This is a genomic window from Providencia sp. PROV202, from assembly GCF_028479565.1.
Taxonomy (GTDB): domain Bacteria; phylum Pseudomonadota; class Gammaproteobacteria; order Enterobacterales; family Enterobacteriaceae; genus Providencia; species Providencia zhijiangensis.
This window is the reverse complement of record NZ_JAMPNV010000012.1, coordinates 25,611-42,211: the sequence shown is the minus strand read 5'-3', so window position 1 is coordinate 42,211 and position 16,601 is coordinate 25,611. Positions and strand designations below refer to the sequence as shown.

Genomic DNA, 16,601 nt, shown 5'->3' with positions numbered 1-16,601 from the left:
TAGGCACTTATCATGAAAAAACTCGAACTGATTAACATTGGTAAAAGCTACGCAGGGCACTGCGTGATCCCGCAAGTGGATTTAGCCATCGACAATGGCGAATTTGTGGTGTTTGTCGGGCCTTCTGGCTGCGGGAAATCCACGTTGCTACGCATGATTGCAGGGCTTGAATCCATCACCGAGGGGGAGCTGAAACTCAATGGTCAACCTCTAAATGATGTACATCCCTCACTGCGACAAGTGGCAATGGTGTTCCAATCCTACGCCCTGTATCCCCATATGAGCGTAGAGAAAAATATGGGATTCCCGCTGAAGATGGCGGGGATGAGTGCACGAGAAATTACCCAAAAAGTACGGGAAACCGCTGAGAGTTTACAACTCACCCCTTTACTTGACCGACTCCCATCTGCGCTATCTGGTGGGCAGCGTCAACGGGTGGCGATTGGACGTGCGATTGTGCGTGACCCTGAGTTATTTTTGTTTGATGAGCCACTGTCTAACCTTGATGCCAAATTACGTGGGGAGATGCGCATTTACTTGAAGCAACTTCACCAAAACTTGAAAGCCACCATGATTTATGTGACTCACGACCAAGTTGAAGCGATGACTTTGGCTGACCGTATTGTAGTCTTAAATCAAGGACGTATTGAGCAAGTCGGCACACCTGAAACACTGTACCAGAAGCCTGCCAATAAATTTGTAGCGTCGTTTATTGGGTCACCGGTGATGAATTTTCTCGCACCGAAAATGTTCGATTCAATCAATATTTCGCTCCCTGCTGGGGCAGAGTGTGTGGGCGTTCGCCCTAATCAAGTGGTGGTGGATAGCCAAAATCCAGATGCCTTTATGCCAATCACGGTGGTGGAGCCTCTCGGGCATTCACGACTCTACTATGGTTCTCTACAAGGCTCTGGTTCTCTACAAGGCTCTGGTTCTCTGCAAGGGCAGCATTTTGTGGTGGAAAGTGACCAAGTTTATGGTTTGGGAGATAAGTTACCCATAAGCTTAGCGCGTTCGACGTTGCACTTTTTTGATGAGCAAGAACAACGGATTGAAATGGCTAAAACAAGGAAAAACTATGCAGCCTAACTTTCAAATTACGGTAGTGGGAACGGGGGATGCTTATGATAGTGAGCGCATCAATGCCAGCATTCTGGTGGAAGAGTCAGATTATCAATTGCTGGTGGATTGTGGTCCAACGGTGCCTCAAGCGCTGTTTGGAAAAATGCATGTGGAAGAGTTAGATGCTATCTACTTGACCCATACCCACCCTGACCACTGTTTGGGGCTAACCTCCTTGCTTAACTGGATGGATTCATACCGGCGAAAGCGCCCACTGACGATTATTGCTCAGCGGGAACAATGGGGGCTATTAGCGCCGCTTCTTGCCTTTGCCCATTGGCCTAAAGCGCAATTAGGTTTTGAAATCATCCAACAAAATAGTGAAGAGATTCAATTTATTGGTGATTGGAAAGTGATAACGGCGTTAACTCAACATTCGGTCAGTAACCGTAGTTTGCACCTGACTGCGAATTCGGGGCGCAGTCTGTTTTACTCAGGGGATGGTGAGATTTCGCCCCAAGGGGAACAACTGGCACTACAAAGTGATTGGGTATTTTTGGAATGTGAAACCCTCGATATTCATCCGAGTCATGGCTCTTGGGCGTCACTACAGCAGCGATTACAAAAGTTATCTCCAAAATCGAATAGCCAATGGCGGCTTTATCATATTGAGCAGCGCTCCCGAGATAGTTTGAGTGAACATATTGTCGAATATCCGTTTCTTCAGTTGGCTCAGCAGGGGGAATGCTTATCATGATGCAAAATCGAAAAGTGACGGCATCAGATGTGGCTGAGGTGGCAGGCGTTTCCCGTTCGTCGGTATCCCGGGCATTTACGGAGGGCGCGAGTATCCACCCGAAAAAGCAGCAAAAGATTTTAGATGCGGCGAAGCAACTGGGTTATCAACCTAATTTTTTTGCTCGTACACTGAGCACGCCTAATCAGAAAAAACGTTCCAATATCGTGGCGATCCTTGTCAGTGATTTATCGAACCCGTATGAATCCTATTTGTTTGAAGCCTTATCCAGCGCATTACAAGGGCACAGGAAACAGCCAATGCTATTGAATGTGAAACAGGCGGACGACCTTGATGCGGCGATTTTGCAATTATCGGGATACCAAATTGATGGAGTGGTCGCTGTGGTGGGGTCACTGCCAGCGGAGCATTTTCATCAATGTTTAAAGCTCTCTTTACCGCTAATTACACTGGGGCGCAGTGATGATGCGGGATTGATCCCTTCAGTACAAACAGATAACCAATTAGCTGGAGAAATGGCGGCAAAATATCTATTAAGTTTAGGCTTAACTCAGTTGGGATTTCTGGCAGGGCGTGGAGATGGGCAGGCATCAAATGAGCGCTATCAAGGTTTTAAACGCTATTTAATGGCTGTGGGCTATCCTGAACCCGTATGTCTATCCGCGGGGAGTTATCGTTATCAAGCAGGCTTTGAGGCGGCGTTGCAGCATCAGCAGCAACTTCAATCGCTGGATGGCTTATTTTGTGCCGCAGATTCTTTGGCGCTGGGGGTAATGGATTGTTGCCGGCAAGAGTTGAATATCGCGGTTCCTGCACAACTCAGAATCGTGGGGTGTGATGATATTCCGATGGCGGGGTGGCAAGGGTATCAGCTCACCACATTGGCGCAGCCTGTGAATCGTATTGCCCAGCAAGTGATTACCTTGCTCGAAGGCATTTGGGCGCAGTCAGAGAATCAACCGAATCTTATCAAGCTTGAACCTGAGCTGATTGTGCGCAAAAGCGCATAAAAAATGCCTCGAATGAGGCATTTAGAGAGGCAATTTACTGGCTTTTTTGCCACCAGGAAACAATATAGTCCGCCACCTGTTCAGGATTATTGATATCCAATTGCGGGACGTCAGTATCGATAATTTCGTCGCTGGCAACCGCCACAACGTACTCGTCGATTAAGCCGTTTAGCGGTTTACCTACATCGGAGCGAAATAGTGCGATTTTATCGATGGGCTCACTCTTGAATCCTTCCACTAAGATCAGATCTAGCGAAGCAGGATCAAAGCGGCTAGCGAGATAGCTCAGATCCATTTCATTGCATTCAGGGGTTTCGGTCATTAATGCCCAGCGCTGATTGCTTGCCACTAACGTTTGGTCTGCACCTGCTTTGCGTAATTCATAACTGTCTTTGCCCGGCGTATCAATTTCCATATCGTGATGCGTGTGCTTGATTAAGCCCACACGAACATGACGCTGTCTCAGTAAAGGGATAACTTTCTTGAGCAAAGTTGTTTTCCCGGTGCCACTGTAGGCGGTGATCCCGAGTAGAGGTAACGTGTTCTGGTTCATGATTTTTTTTGTTGTAACTCCCAGTTACGGCTATCTTCCGGCGTATTTAAGTTAGCAAATGTGCCAGTTTCAGAGGTAAATATGACGCCTTTTGCATCGATCTCACGCATAAATAGCATCAATTTGCGATCTCCTCTTGCGAGGTAATCATCCAACGGTTTCTGGAGAGACCGATGGAGTAGGGTAAATGTCGGGTGTTCTCGTTCGTTATCACAGGCGTAGCAGGCAAGGTGCTTGCCTTTTTCGCGAAACATTTTTTCGGCTAAATCAGTTGGGAATTCGGGAACATCACAAGGGACAAATAGCAGCCAATCGGTGGTGACTTGATGAAGTGCAGCTTGCATCCCTGCTAAGGGGCCCGAAAAATCTGCGGTTAAATCCGTGAAAACGGGCAGCTGGCTTTGTGCATATTCTGCATGGTGGCGATTAGCATTGATCATCAATTGACCGACTTGCGGCTGCAAACGTTCAATAATATAGCGGTATAGCGGCTTACCCAATAAAGGAATTAAACCCTTATCTTGGCCACCCATGCGGGTGCCTTTGCCCCCTGCGAGGATCACGCCTGTAATCGACTGACGAAATGACATGTTCAATATCTCTGAAAATCTTAGCGAAAATGTTTTAACGAACTTAAGTAGTTTTTTGAGTATAGTAACAGCTAAAATCTATTCTATTTTCCTATAAAATCAATGAATATTAATACAAGAAACGGTTAAACTTTACTTAGATTGACAACTGTTCCCTTTTTCTCTTGTAGGATTATTGGTAACTTGTATCGAATATTCGTGATAAGGAATAAACATGAAATGCCATCGTTTAAATGAAGTCATCGAACTTCTGCATCCAGTATGGAAGGACAATTCAGATTTAAATTTAGTGCAATTACTGCAAAAACTGGCAGATGAAGCAGGTTTTAAAGGCAGTTTATCTGAACTGACAGACGACGTATTAATTTATCATCTAAAAATGCGTGGCACCGACAGCAATGCGGTGATCCCCGGTATTCAAAAAGATTACGAAGATGATTTTAAAACGGCCATTCTACGTGCTCGTGGCATCATAAAAGATTAAATGAACATGGATTTAACAGAACAATCGAGCTTCCACTTTAGTGGGATCTCCCCTGATTTGATCCTTGATGCGCTGATGGAAGCGGGGATTTACCCAGAATCAGGGCTGACAGAGCTTAACAGCTATGAAAATCGCGTTTTCCAATTTCAGGATGAAAATCGCCAGCGCTATGTGGTGAAATTTTATCGTCCTGAACGCTGGAACCGTTCTCAAATTCAAGAGGAGCATGATTTTACCCTTGAGCTGCAAGATGAAGGCTTATCGGTGGCTGCGCCGTTAGAATTTGCCGGACAAACAGTATTAGAGTTTGGTGGGTTTATGTTTGCACTCTTTCCGAGTATCGGAGGGCGCCAATATGAAACGGACAATTTATTCCAGCTTGAGGGTGTCGGCCATTTATTAGGGCGAGTGCATCAAATCGGTAAACAGAGAAACTTTGCATTTCGTCCGACTCTTGGTGTGGAAGAGTATCTCGACCAACCGAGAAATATTATCGCCGCCAGTTCATTAATTACTGAGCGTGATAAAGCACCATTGATAGATTCACTCGATAAGTTGATTGCCCAAGTTAAAGCCCTGTGGCCTGCTCAGCAATCTTTTATTCGCCTACAAGGGGATTGCCATCCCGGCAATATTTTGTGGCGTGATGAAGCGTGGCTGGTGGATTTTGACGATGCACGCAATGGCCCTGCAGTGCAAGATTTATGGATGTTGCTTAATGGTTCGCGCCAAGAGCAAATTATCCAACTGGATACGTTATTAGAAGCGTATAACGAGTTTTGTGATTTTGATGTACGTGAGTTAAAGCTGATTGAACCGCTACGTGCGATGCGAATGGTGCATTATTTAGGATGGATCCTTCGTCGCTGGCAAGATCCCGCTTTCCCGAAAGCATTTTCTTGGATCCAATCTGCTGATTTTTGGCAAAAGCAATCTATCGAGTTTGCACAGCAAACTGAGCGGTTGTTAGATGCTCCTTTGCAATTGAACCCGCAATTTTAATATTTAAGACTGTGTTTTTGGAGAAAGTTTTCTATGAAAAAAATCATGTTGGCTTTGATTGGTATCGCCATGTCTTTTGGTGCTGCGGCAGCAAATTATTCAGAAGGTAAAGAGTACACGGATGTTAAGCCTCCGGTGCAAGACTTACCGCAAGTGCTGGAGTTTTTCTCATTCTACTGTCCACACTGTTATCAGTTTGAAAGCATCTACAAAGTGCCACAAACGGTTGAGAAAAACCTGCCAGAAGGCGTCACTAAAGCGCGTTATCACGTTGATTTCTTAGGTCCTCTAGGGGCCCAAATGACTCAAGCGTGGGCTGTGGCGATGGTGCTGAAGGTTGAAGATAAAGTGACGCCAATTCTGTTTGAAGGCATTCAGAAAACGCAAACTATCAATACCCCTGCAGATATCCGTAATGCGTTTATTAAAGCAGGCGTAACAGGTGAAGAATACGATGCAGCGCTGAATAGCTTTGTCGTGAAATCACTCGTCGCGAAGCAACAAAATGCAGCACAAGATTTAAAACTGCGTGGCGTGCCAGCGTTATTCGTCGATGGTAAATATCAAATCCGTAATAACGGAATTTCTGTCGATAACGCAGAGGATTATGCTAAAGAATACTCAAAAGTTGTGAACTTCTTAGTCAGTAAAAAATAATCCGTGAAGATAGCGGCAATTTGCCGCTATCTTTTTATTTGCTGATTGTCCGTTATCAATATCCACAATTCGACCATTCCCCCTGATTTGCGATAAATCAAAGCCTCATTAGCTAACTTATTGATTTTATTTTATTGTTTTCTTCTTGCAATTCTCTTACTCATTGAATCCTTTAGATAACTAAATTTTACTCACAAAGTTATCCACAGGAAGTTATCGTGTAAAAAATGGGATAACTTGGCGGGACATTGAATCTCAAGGTGTATCTGAAGCCACAATGTGGCATCCTATCCCCCATTCATTCCCGATAAAAAAGATGATGACAGATTATGGCTCAGATTGCTGAAAATCCCCTTATTTTGGTAGATGGTTCTTCCTACCTGTACCGTGCTTATCATGCATTCCCTCCATTGACCAACAGCGCTGGTGAACCGACCGGAGCGATGTATGGCGTGTTGAATATGCTGCGTAGCCTGATCATGCAATATACCCCGAGTCATGTGGCGGTTGTCTTTGATGCCAAGGGAAAAACGTTCCGTGATGAACTGTTTGAAAGCTACAAATCCCATCGCCCGCCAATGCCGGACGATCTGCGCGCTCAAATCGCACCATTGCATGAAATGGTGGAAGCGATGGGGCTGCCGCTGCTAGTGGTGCCTGGTGTGGAGGCGGATGACGTCATCGGTACATTGGCGCGTGAAGCGAGCAGCAAAGGGATGCCAGTGCTGATCAGTACGGGCGATAAAGATATGGCGCAGTTGGTGGAGCCGAATATCACCCTGATCAACACGATGACCAATACCATCTTAGGCCCTGAAGAAGTGGAAGCGAAGTATGGGGTTCCACCAAGCTTAATTATCGACTTTTTAGCCTTAATGGGTGACTCATCCGATAACATTCCGGGCGTACCGGGTGTCGGTGAAAAAACCGCATTAGCGTTATTGCAAGGTATTGGTAGCTTAGATGACATCTATAAAAACTTAGATGCGATTGCTCCACTCGGTTTCCGTGGTTCTAAGACCCTCGCACCAAAAATGGAAGAGAACCGTGAACTTGCACTGTTATCTTACCAATTGGCGACGATTAAAACGGATGTTGAGCTAGAAAAACCGTGTGAAGAACTCAAAGTGACGGAACTGGACGCGGATAAACTTCATTCGTTGTTTAGCCGTTATGAATTTAAACGCTGGTTGGCCGATGTTGAAAATGGTAGCTGGATGGACGGCAAAGGGGCAAAACCGACTAAAGCCGCAGAAAGTTACCGTGCACCAGAAAGCCTGTCTGGGACAAAATCTAAGCCAGCAGTTCCAACGTTATGTGCTGAAAATTACCAAACAATTCTCGATAAAGAACAGTTAGATAACTGGGTGAAAAAGCTCAGTGAAGCAACACTGTTTGCCTTTGATACAGAAACCGACAGCTTGGATACCCAAGAAGCTCGATTAGTCGGGATGTCTTTTGCCATCGAAGCGGGTCATGCTGCGTATTTACCCGTGGGACATGACTATCTTGATGCACCAGATCAGTTGCCTTTAAAAGACGTTTTGGCAGTGATGAAGCCTATCTTAGAAAATGAGAAAATCGGCAAAATCGGTCAGAACCTAAAATACGATGCGGAAGTGTTATTAAATTACGATATTTCGCTAAAAGGCATCAAGTTTGACACTATGTTGGAATCTTATGTGTTGAACAGTGTGGCAGGCATGGGACGTCATGATATGGACAGCCTGGCAGATCGCCATCTCAACCATAAGACCGTGAGTTTTGAAGAGATAGCGGGTAAAGGCAAAAAGCAGTTAACCTTTAACCAAATTCCATTGGAACAAGCGGCAAATTATGCGGCGGAAGATGCGGATGTGACATTGCTACTGCATCAAGCGCTGTATCCGCAACTGGAAGCCGAGCCAAAATTAGCCCACGTTTTCCAAAATATCGAAATGCCGTTGGTGCCAGTGTTGGTGCGTATGGAGCGCAAAGGTGTACTGATTGACGCGGCGGCATTAGGAGCGCAGTCTCAGGTGATCACCGCGCGTTTAGCTGAGCTGGAAAAACAGGCGTTTGAGTTAGCGGGTGAAGAGTTCAATTTGGCATCTCCGAAACAGTTGCAGACGATTTTATTCGAAAAACTGCAATTGCCAGTTATCAAGAAAACGCCAAGTGGCGCCGCTTCAACCAACGAAGAAGTATTGGAAGAGCTGGCATTAAACCATGCATTACCAAAGTTACTGTTAGAGCATCGTAGCTTAGCGAAGCTAAAATCTACTTATACGGATAAGCTGCCGCTGATGATTAATCCAAAAACTCATCGTGTGCATACCTCTTATCACCAAGCAGTAACGGCGACGGGGCGTTTGTCTTCCCGTGACCCGAACTTGCAAAATATTCCTGTGCGTACCGAAGAAGGTCGCCGTATCCGCCAAGCGTTCGTGGCGCGTGATGGCTACAAAGTGATGGCGGCGGACTATTCGCAAATTGAATTGCGTATTATGGCACACCTTTCCCAAGACAAAGGCTTATTGACGGCGTTTGCGGAAGGTAAAGATATCCATAGAGCCACCGCAGCCGAAGTGTTTGGGGTTCCATTAGAGGAAGTTACCAGCGACCAACGCCGTAGTGCAAAAGCGATTAACTTTGGTTTGATTTATGGCATGAGTGCATTTGGTTTGGCTCGCCAGTTAGGGATCCCACGTGGAGAAGCGCAGCGTTATATGGATCTCTACTTTGAGCGTTATCCAGGTGTGTTGCGTTATATGGAAAATACGCGTCTGCAAGCGTCTGAACAAGGTTATGTTGAGACACTAGAAGGCCGTAGATTGTATCTTGCAGATATTAAATCCAGTAATGGTATGCGCCGTAAAGCGGCAGAACGCGAAGCGATCAACGCCCCAATGCAAGGTACTGCTGCCGACATCATCAAAAAAGCGATGATAGCGGTAGATAACTGGCTCGAAACTGAAAAACCAGATGCGGATATGCTCATGCAGGTGCACGATGAACTGGTGTTTGAAGTCAAAGAGTCCGAGTTAGAGAAGGTGAAAGCGAAGGTTCAGGCGCTGATGGAGCAGAGTATGGTGCTGGATGTTCCTCTAAAAGTGGAAGTCGGTGTGGGTTCTAACTGGGACGAAGCCCATTAATACTCGTCATATTTCACGCTGTGGCGGCGTTGGTTTCACTCAGCCACTTGGGTCACATACTTGTGTATGCTCCCCAAGCTGTCTTCGTTCACCGCCTTACCACAACATGAACTATTTAGAGTATTGGTTGGCACAACGATCTTAGATGTAAAAACTAAAAGCAAGAGCAAGAGCAAGAGCAAGAGCTAAGCAAAAGATAATGTAAGACACCCCAAAGGTTGGCGACAATGTTTGGGGTGTTTTTTTATGTTTGGAATATTTTTATAGTGGTATTTACGCAGTAAATTGGAGGCGTTTTATTCCCTTTAAATTTCACATAATTCATGGGTAAAACACTGAATTTTAAATATATCGTTGGGATGGAGAAGGTTGTTATTATGCGACTTAGATCTCATAAATATGTAGTAAAAATACGTTTTTAACGAATTATTAGGCAATTTAAAGGGCTGAATCGTAGTAAGCTTTGAAAAAAAACTACAAAAAGCCTTTTTTTCGAGCGGAAAATAAAGTACATTATCAGGCGTAGGGTACAGAGGTAAGATGTTCTATCTTTCAGACCTTTTACTTCACGTAATCGGATTTAGCTGAATATTAGCTGCTCCAGTCAAGTTTTTGACTGGAGCATTTTTTTTGCATAAATTCTGATGCGCTAACGGCATAGACCGTTGTACGCCGCGATTGGCGTACAAGGAATGAAAAGATTATTCTGCGGCGTTACTATACCAACTGTCGAGTTTGATACGTAATTTATCGATACCCATTTTTTTCAGGGCAGAGAAATATTCCACTTCAATATCGCCTTCCGCTGATAACGGTGCTAATGCTTGGCGAACTTCCATTAACTGTTTCTTTCTTGCACCTGACGCGAGCTTATCCGCTTTAGTCAGTAGAACAAGAACAGGAATGCTCATGGCGACGGACCATTCGATCATCTGCATATCGAGGTCTTTTAATGGATGGCGGATATCCATCAAAATCACTAACCCTTTGATACATTCTCTTTTCTGCAAATATTCACCGAGCGCTTGCTGCCATTTGCGCTTCATCTCTTCAGGTACTTCGGCATAACCGTAGCCCGGAAGGTCAACTAGGCGAATGCCCTCTTCAACTTCAAATAGGTTGATAAGCTGAGTTCTTCCCGGTGTTTTACTGGTTCGCGCTAAGCTTTTTTGCTGTGTTAATGCATTTAATGCACTGGATTTGCCCGCGTTAGATCGGCCAGCAAATGCCACCTCAATACCCGTATCTTTTGGTAGATGACGGATATCGGGGGCACTGATGACAAATTTTGTCATGTGGTAGTTGTGGTTTTTAATTGCCATTGGTGGTTCTCCCTGAGTAGCCTCAAAAGGCTGGGGGATTATAGCGACTGAATAGCATACAAACAACAAAAGGGGGATATTTGGTGTGATATCTATTTGAGAATGACATTATGCGAAGGCTTTTTCATTAAATTGCTCTACAATTAATTTAATTCAGCGAAATTTAACTATTTGGCGTAAATATAGGTAAATCTTTAGCAATTACCCCCGCTTCGCTCTAGAATTGGGCATTAATATGTTTTTGGGTATTAACAAAAGGGATCTTGAATGTTGAAACGAATTTTTGTGCCATTATTGGCAATCTGTGCAATGAGCACCACTTCTCTTGCATTAGCCGCGGGTGAAACTTACGTTAAATTAGTCACCTCTGCAGGTAATATTGAATTAGAACTCAATAGTAAAAAAGCCCCTGTTAGTACTGAAAACTTCCTGCAATATGTTAATGAAGGCTATTACAACGGAACAACCTTCCATCGTGTTATTCCTGGATTTATGATCCAAGGCGGCGGTTTTAATAAAGAATTGCAGCAAAAACAAACCCGTGCACCAATCGCTAACGAAGCTGATAATGGTTTACGTAATTTACGTGGCACTATTTCAATGGCTCGTAGCGCAAATAAAGACAGTGCAACCAGCCAATTCTTTATTAATGTTGCTGATAACGCATTTTTAGATCACGGGCAACGTGATTTCGGCTATGCGGTATTTGGTAAAGTTGTTAAAGGAATGGATGTTGCAGACAAAATTTCTAAAGTGAAAACAGAGAACGTAGGTCCATATCAAAATGTTCCTGTTGAACCTATTACGATTATTTCCGCGGAAGTGATTAAAAAGCCTTAATACTGTTTGCTGTAATATCGTCTAATAGAGAGGGTGGTTCTTGTTAATCATCCTCTTATCATAAAGCCTTTCTTTGCATTTTTTCTTAAATTCTTTCCATTATAAGTCATCCCAATTCACTTCTATTTCATCATCACTCATGCGTTTAATTGTTTTTTTATTAGTCTGATTGCTTCTATTTTATTCCATTGTATTTAAAGCATTTATTATCAAATTTTGAATGTTGTTATATTTTTGTGAACATAATGCCATGATTTTTATATGGAAATTTTGTACTGAAAGTGGGTTGCTTGACGTAAATAAGCTATTTTCCTGTCTTGGCTGTGCTATGATAGCCGCCCTTTGTGATAATTTATGGTTTTTGGGACGCGTTCTAATTGCTAACCACCACGAATTATGCATAAAAAAAAACTTATAATGATAAAAATCAGTCGGATAGGCTACTATGCTTTTACTTATTGATAATTACGATTCATTTACATACAACTTATACCAATATTTCTGCGAACTAGGGGCGGAAGTGCTGGTGAAACGTAATGACGAAATTACCATTGAAGAAATTGAACAACTGGCTCCAACCCATTTGGTCATTTCACCGGGTCCTTGCACGCCTGATGAGGCGGGAATTTCGTTGGAAGCGATAAAATATTTCGCCGGAAAATTACCTATTTTGGGTATTTGCCTAGGGCATCAAGCTATTGGGCAAGCATTTGGCGCGTCTGTTGTGAAAGCACGAGAAGTGATGCACGGCAAAACGTCATCTATCCACCATAATCATCAAGGGGTATTTAAAGGACTGAATCGGCCTTTAACTGTGACTCGCTATCACTCTTTAGTGATTGCAGCAGAAACGCTACCCGCCTCTTTTGATGTCTCCGCGTGGTCACTGAATAACGGGGATATCGATGAAATTATGGGGATCCGCCATAAAACCCTGCCTATTGAAGGGGTTCAATTCCATCCTGAAAGTATTCTCAGCGAACAAGGTCATGAGCTGTTGAGTAATTTTCTCAAGTATTAGTGGTTGATTTTCGCGAATAGCAAAATTAATTATGCATATTTTACCCTTCCCTATTGCTCTTTATTGATTTTTTATTCATATTTGATGCTTATATTTTCACTTAAGCATTCGATAAAGAGCAGGTGAGGGGTATGTCAGAACAACACGCAGTCAATCGGCAGACTTTTGATCAGGTCATGTTACCTATTTTTTCGCCAGCTGAATTTATTCCAGTTAAAGGCGAAGGAAGCCGCGTTTGGGATCAGCAAGGTAAAGAATACATTGATTTCGCAGGCGGGATCGCGGTTTTAGCGCTAGGTCATTGCCATCCAAGCCTCGTTGCGGCTGTACGTGAGCAAAGCGAAAAACTTTGGCATGTGAGCAATGTTTTTACCAATGAACAGGCGTTAAAACTAGCCCAAAAATTAACGAAAGCAACGTTTGCTGATCGCGCATTTTTTGTGAACTCTGGTTCTGAAGCGAATGAAGCCGCATTTAAATTAGCGCGTCGTTATGCCATTACTAAATATAGCCCATATAAAACAAAGATCATTGCATTCAAGCAAGCGTTCCACGGCAGAACATTATTTACTGTCTCAGTTGGCGGACAAGCGAAATATGCAGATGGTTTTGGTCCAAAGCCAGCTGATATTATTCACGTGCCTTTTAATGACCTTGATGCCGTTAAAGCCGTGATTGATGAAAATACTTGCGCAGTGGTATTGGAGCCGGTTCAAGGGGAAGGCGGGGTAACCCCAGCAACATCAGAATTTCTGCAAGGAGTTCGTAAACTTTGCGATGAAAATAATGCATTACTTATTTTTGATGAAGTGCAAAGTGGAATGGGGCGTACGGGGAAATTATTCTCTTATATGCACTACGATGTCACTCCCGATATATTAACCACTGCAAAAGCGCTCGGAGGCGGTTTCCCTATCAGTGCGATGATCACAACCGCGGAAATTGCGAAAACAATGGAGGTAGGATCTCACGGAACCACTTATGGCGGTAATCCGCTAGCGTGTGCGGTCGGTAATGCCGCTTTCGATATCATCAATACCGATGAAGTACTCGATGGTGTTGCTAAGCGTCGTGAGTTATTTGTTGCCCATTTAAACAAGCTTAATGACCAATATGGAATTTTTGCTGAAATTCGCGGAATGGGCTTATTAATTGGCGCAGAACTGAATGGCAAATTGCTGAATCGCTCAAAAGATATTCTACAAGCTTGTGCTGCAGAAGGGCTGATGATGCTTAATGCGGGCACGAATGTATTGCGCTTTACTCCATCGCTGATTATTTCTGAAGATGAAATTAATAGCGGGATGGCGAAATTGGAAACTGCAATTAGCAAACTGCTGGCTTAATTGTCTTTTTATAGTGACAGAGGCAAATTTGCCTCTGTCACTATGGGGTATTAGGCTTTTAACTTATATTTTAGTGTTGCAACGTCATTTTTTGTTTCAAGCATAAGCTGATTGACCGTCTTTTCCTCTTTTGTGGTTACATCAAGCATCGCTTGAGCTTCTTCCTTCATTGCTAACAATTTAGAAATTTGTTCATCAAACTGTTTTATTTTTTGTTCTTTTTCTGCGTTAGTTGGCTGAGCTCGACGGGATGGGTGAATATAACCCGTTGTACTGTACCCTTTTGTTAATCGAGCCATTTTCTCTGCTTGTGTTTGTTCTAATCCCACTGTATTCCTATTCATCACTTTAGTTTTTGCTGTGCTTTTTCTCGCTGCCACTATGCGAGTATCAGTATGTAAGGTTGAAGAACCTAAGTTATCTTTGTTTGATTTAACATTTCCTTTTGTCAAACTTGGTTTTTCATCTGAATTAAATGAATTGAGAAGATTGTCAATATCTTGTTTCTTTTGATTTAAATTTTTATTTAATGATGAATATTGACTACTTACTTGGGGAATGGCTAAGGATATATTCCTTTGTGGAGCGTTATTTTTTTTACTCTCAATACCTGACTGTTCATTGGGTCCCATTTCTTCTCTTCGTGAAAGTAATTTAACTCGCGGCTTTCTTTGAAGTGTAAATGATTGCTGGGTTTCATTTGATGATCGGCTTATATCTGATTTATAACCCGATGAATCGGAGTTTAAGCTATCATTACTCTTGTAAATGTTGTTTTCAACGGTGACATTTATGATTGAATTTTGATTTTTTTTAAGGTGGTTAAGTTTATTTTTTAATTTATCAACAACTCCGTTCATTGTTTCAATAGTGGCGTTAAATTTGTTATCTCTTTGATTTTTTTTTGATAGAATGCATTCATCAATTAAGCTTTGGGCAGATTTTGTATAATTAAATTCACTTTCTAAGTTGCCGATATTTTCGGGATTAGATTTGTTAATTTCGAGTATTTCCTTTTCTAGAGTGTGAATCTCCCTCTGTAGATCTTTAGTTTGATTAAATTTCTCTTTTTCCTTCCCTGAAAATGATATTGGTGAGTTTTTTACGTCGTTTAGCATTGCTGCGTTTTCTTTGTGGTTTTTTTGTATTTCAACCGTCCCTTTTTTATTATAAAACTTAACGTCGTATAAATCTTTTTCTCTGGGAATTACTTTGTTTGCAATGACTAAAGCTTGAATTTTCCCTGTTGATTTTACTGTGTTAATAGAGTCATAGAAAAAATGCTTTAACTTATTAATGCCGAAATTTTCAACTAAAAAACGGCTACTTTTTGTATTCACTGTTTGGCTGCTTGAATTATTAGCTTTCATTGGTGTGTTATCCCATTTAATGTCTTTTGGCGAAATGTTGTTTTTATTTAAATTAATAATAGAGAGTGGGGCTGAGCGATTTCTATTATTTTCATAAGGTGGAAGCGTATATTTATCTGTTAGAATAGCGTTTTCCTGATTAACTGGAAATTTAATAAATTGATGAGGAAGTAAATATTCAGTATTCATACTACTTTTAACTGAGTTGGCGATTTTCATTGCTTTTGCTAATGCATCAGCAGGGGGTAAAACAGTTGCCTCGGTACGGGGCTTTATTAGAGAAAACTGATTTTTCGTAACAAGGTTTTCTTCTGAACTACTTTTCTTATTGCTTATGTTAAGTGGTGTTGATTTTATAGAACTCAGGGAAATATATGGCATGACTAATAACCTCCAAATAATGATTAACTCTCACTATCTTAGTTTGATAATTAGCTAGAATAATATAAAGAAACGATTCTTATCGATGAAGGTATATAAATGAGGGGATACAAAAGGATTCTAATTAAAAAATAGCTTTGTACGTGGAGTATAAAGCTATTTCAATATCGAAGCCCCACCCAAAAGGGTGAGGCTGAAAGGCAAATCAGCGGGTACCGTAAACAACAATCGTTTTGCCGTGTGCGGAGATTAAGTTTTGATCTTCCAGCATCTTTAAAATACGACCGACAGTTTCGCGAGAACAACCTACGATTTGACCGATTTCCTGACGAGTAATTTTGATTTGCATACCGTCTGGGTGAGTCATCGCATCAGGCTGTTTAGCTAAATTCAACAAGGTTTGAGCAATACGACCAGTAACATCTAAGAATGCAAGGTTACCCACTTTTTCGGATGTGGTTTGCAAACGATTCGCCATTTGCGCGGAAAGGCGCATCAGGATATCTGGATTGACTTGAATCAGCTGACGGAATTTTTTGTAAGAAATTTCCGCGACTTCGCAAGCAACTTTCGCGCGAACCCACGCAGTACGTTCTTGCCCTTCTTCAAATAACCCAAGTTCGCCAATGAAATCTCCCTGATTTAGGTAAGAGAGAATCATTTCCTTGCCTTCTTCATCTTTGATTAAAACAGCCACTGAGCCTTTAACAATGTAGTAAAGGGTTTCTGCTTTTTCACCCTGATGGATCAGAGTGCTCTTGGATGGATACTTATGAATATGGCAGTGTGACAAAAACCATTCAAGAGTAGGGTCTGTTTGTGGCTTGCCGAGAACCATTAGCGTTATCCTCTGTATGTTATTGCAACCTTTCGAAAAGTAGGAAAAGGCTGACTTTAAAGTGTCTAGCTTAGCATATTAAGTCGCATTGATGCCTATTATTAATGCTGCTCTAGGCCAACGCAAATTAATATCAATTGTATAATATAATCAATTAAATCGTTGAGTTTTGATCTTAATCCTATCAACTGACCATTGTTTGTATCATATCCAATGCCGAAAGTCTTCCCTGTA

At 42.4% G+C, this 16,601-nt stretch carries 16 protein-coding genes; 11 read left to right on the top strand and 5 right to left on the bottom strand.

Translation table 11 applies throughout. The features are described 5' to 3' along the window. Nucleotides 1-12: 12 nt before the first annotated feature. From PR799_RS09250 to PR799_RS09240, 3 genes are read left to right on the top strand one after another with little or no spacing between them, the layout of a single operon-like run. Nucleotides 13-1,089, top strand: a complete 1,077-nt coding sequence (locus PR799_RS09250) for an ABC transporter ATP-binding protein (RefSeq protein ID WP_272521803.1) — start codon at nucleotides 13-15, stop codon at nucleotides 1,087-1,089. After that, on the top strand, nucleotides 1,079-1,819 hold the full coding sequence (locus tag PR799_RS09245) for a ribonuclease Z (protein ID WP_272521802.1): 741 nt from the start codon (nucleotides 1,079-1,081) through the stop codon (nucleotides 1,817-1,819). The genes PR799_RS09250 and PR799_RS09245 overlap by 11 nt, the downstream gene beginning before the upstream one ends. Beyond that, nucleotides 1,816-2,829: a LacI family DNA-binding transcriptional regulator gene (locus tag PR799_RS09240; protein ID WP_272521801.1), complete on the top strand. Its 1,014-nt coding sequence runs from the start codon at nucleotides 1,816-1,818 to the stop codon at nucleotides 2,827-2,829. The genes PR799_RS09245 and PR799_RS09240 overlap by 4 nt, the downstream gene beginning before the upstream one ends. 34 nt (nucleotides 2,830-2,863) lie before the next feature. Here the strand turns inward: PR799_RS09240 and mobB are convergent, their stop codons facing one another. Next, a complete protein-coding gene (mobB, locus tag PR799_RS09235; RefSeq protein WP_154602313.1) occupies nucleotides 2,864-3,382 on the bottom strand; it encodes a molybdopterin-guanine dinucleotide biosynthesis protein MobB in 519 nt (172 codons plus the stop codon). Then, a complete protein-coding gene (gene mobA, locus PR799_RS09230; RefSeq protein ID WP_154626502.1) occupies nucleotides 3,379-3,972 on the bottom strand; it encodes a molybdenum cofactor guanylyltransferase MobA in 594 nt (197 codons plus the stop codon). The genes mobB and mobA overlap by 4 nt, the downstream gene beginning before the upstream one ends. Before the next feature lie 214 nt (nucleotides 3,973-4,186). On the opposite strand from mobA, the gene PR799_RS09225 reads away from it, so the two are divergent. The 5 genes from PR799_RS09225 to PR799_RS17665 all read left to right on the top strand — a co-directional run bounded on the left by PR799_RS09225 (nucleotide 4,187) and on the right by PR799_RS17665 (nucleotide 9,837). Then, nucleotides 4,187-4,456, top strand: coding sequence for a YihD family protein (locus PR799_RS09225; protein WP_006659561.1), 270 nt, complete (start codon nucleotides 4,187-4,189; stop codon nucleotides 4,454-4,456). Continuing rightward, a complete protein-coding gene (locus PR799_RS09220; protein WP_418055364.1) occupies nucleotides 4,457-5,458 on the top strand; it encodes a serine/threonine protein kinase in 1,002 nt (333 codons plus the stop codon). A 33-nt stretch (nucleotides 5,459-5,491) separates the two neighbouring features. Further along, nucleotides 5,492-6,115 (top strand): thiol:disulfide interchange protein DsbA, encoded by a 624-nt coding sequence (gene dsbA, locus PR799_RS09215; RefSeq protein WP_036948659.1) that lies wholly within the window; start codon nucleotides 5,492-5,494, stop codon nucleotides 6,113-6,115. Between the two features lie 329 nt (nucleotides 6,116-6,444). Next, nucleotides 6,445-9,249: a DNA polymerase I gene (polA, locus tag PR799_RS09210; protein ID WP_272521799.1), complete on the top strand. Its 2,805-nt coding sequence runs from the start codon at nucleotides 6,445-6,447 to the stop codon at nucleotides 9,247-9,249. 540 nt (nucleotides 9,250-9,789) lie between these two features. After that, entirely contained in the window at nucleotides 9,790-9,837 is a 48-nt protein-coding gene (locus tag PR799_RS17665; RefSeq protein ID WP_438361642.1) for a hypothetical protein, read from the top strand. Nucleotides 9,838-9,950: 113 nt separating this feature from the next. Here PR799_RS17665 and yihA read toward each other — a convergent pair whose 3' ends face one another. Continuing rightward, a complete protein-coding gene (yihA, locus tag PR799_RS09205) occupies nucleotides 9,951-10,571 on the bottom strand; it encodes a ribosome biogenesis GTP-binding protein YihA/YsxC (RefSeq protein WP_132496945.1) in 621 nt (206 codons plus the stop codon). Nucleotides 10,572-10,838: 267 nt separating this feature from the next. On the opposite strand from yihA, the gene ppiA reads away from it, so the two are divergent. The 3 genes from ppiA (at nucleotide 10,839) to PR799_RS09190 (ending at nucleotide 13,778) form a co-directional block, all read left to right on the top strand. Further along, complete coding sequence (gene ppiA, locus PR799_RS09200; protein WP_108478750.1) at nucleotides 10,839-11,411, top strand: peptidylprolyl isomerase A; 573 nt, start codon at nucleotides 10,839-10,841, stop codon at nucleotides 11,409-11,411. A 445-nt stretch (nucleotides 11,412-11,856) separates the two neighbouring features. After that, the gene (locus PR799_RS09195; RefSeq protein WP_154602318.1) at nucleotides 11,857-12,432 is read left to right on the top strand and encodes an aminodeoxychorismate synthase component II; all 576 of its coding nucleotides are present in this window, start codon (nucleotides 11,857-11,859) and stop codon (nucleotides 12,430-12,432) included. A 131-nt stretch (nucleotides 12,433-12,563) separates the two neighbouring features. Then, entirely contained in the window at nucleotides 12,564-13,778 is a 1,215-nt protein-coding gene (locus PR799_RS09190; RefSeq protein WP_272521798.1) for an aspartate aminotransferase family protein, read from the top strand. Nucleotides 13,779-13,828: 50 nt separating this feature from the next. Here PR799_RS09190 and PR799_RS09185 read toward each other — a convergent pair whose 3' ends face one another. Beyond that, on the bottom strand, nucleotides 13,829-15,529 hold the full coding sequence (locus PR799_RS09185; RefSeq protein WP_272521796.1) for a hypothetical protein: 1,701 nt from the start codon (nucleotides 15,527-15,529) through the stop codon (nucleotides 13,829-13,831). A gap of 205 nt (nucleotides 15,530-15,734) precedes the next feature. Then, nucleotides 15,735-16,367: a cAMP-activated global transcriptional regulator CRP gene (crp, locus tag PR799_RS09180; RefSeq protein WP_006659550.1), complete on the bottom strand. Its 633-nt coding sequence runs from the start codon at nucleotides 16,365-16,367 to the stop codon at nucleotides 15,735-15,737. Nucleotides 16,368-16,601: the final 234 nt, after the last annotated feature.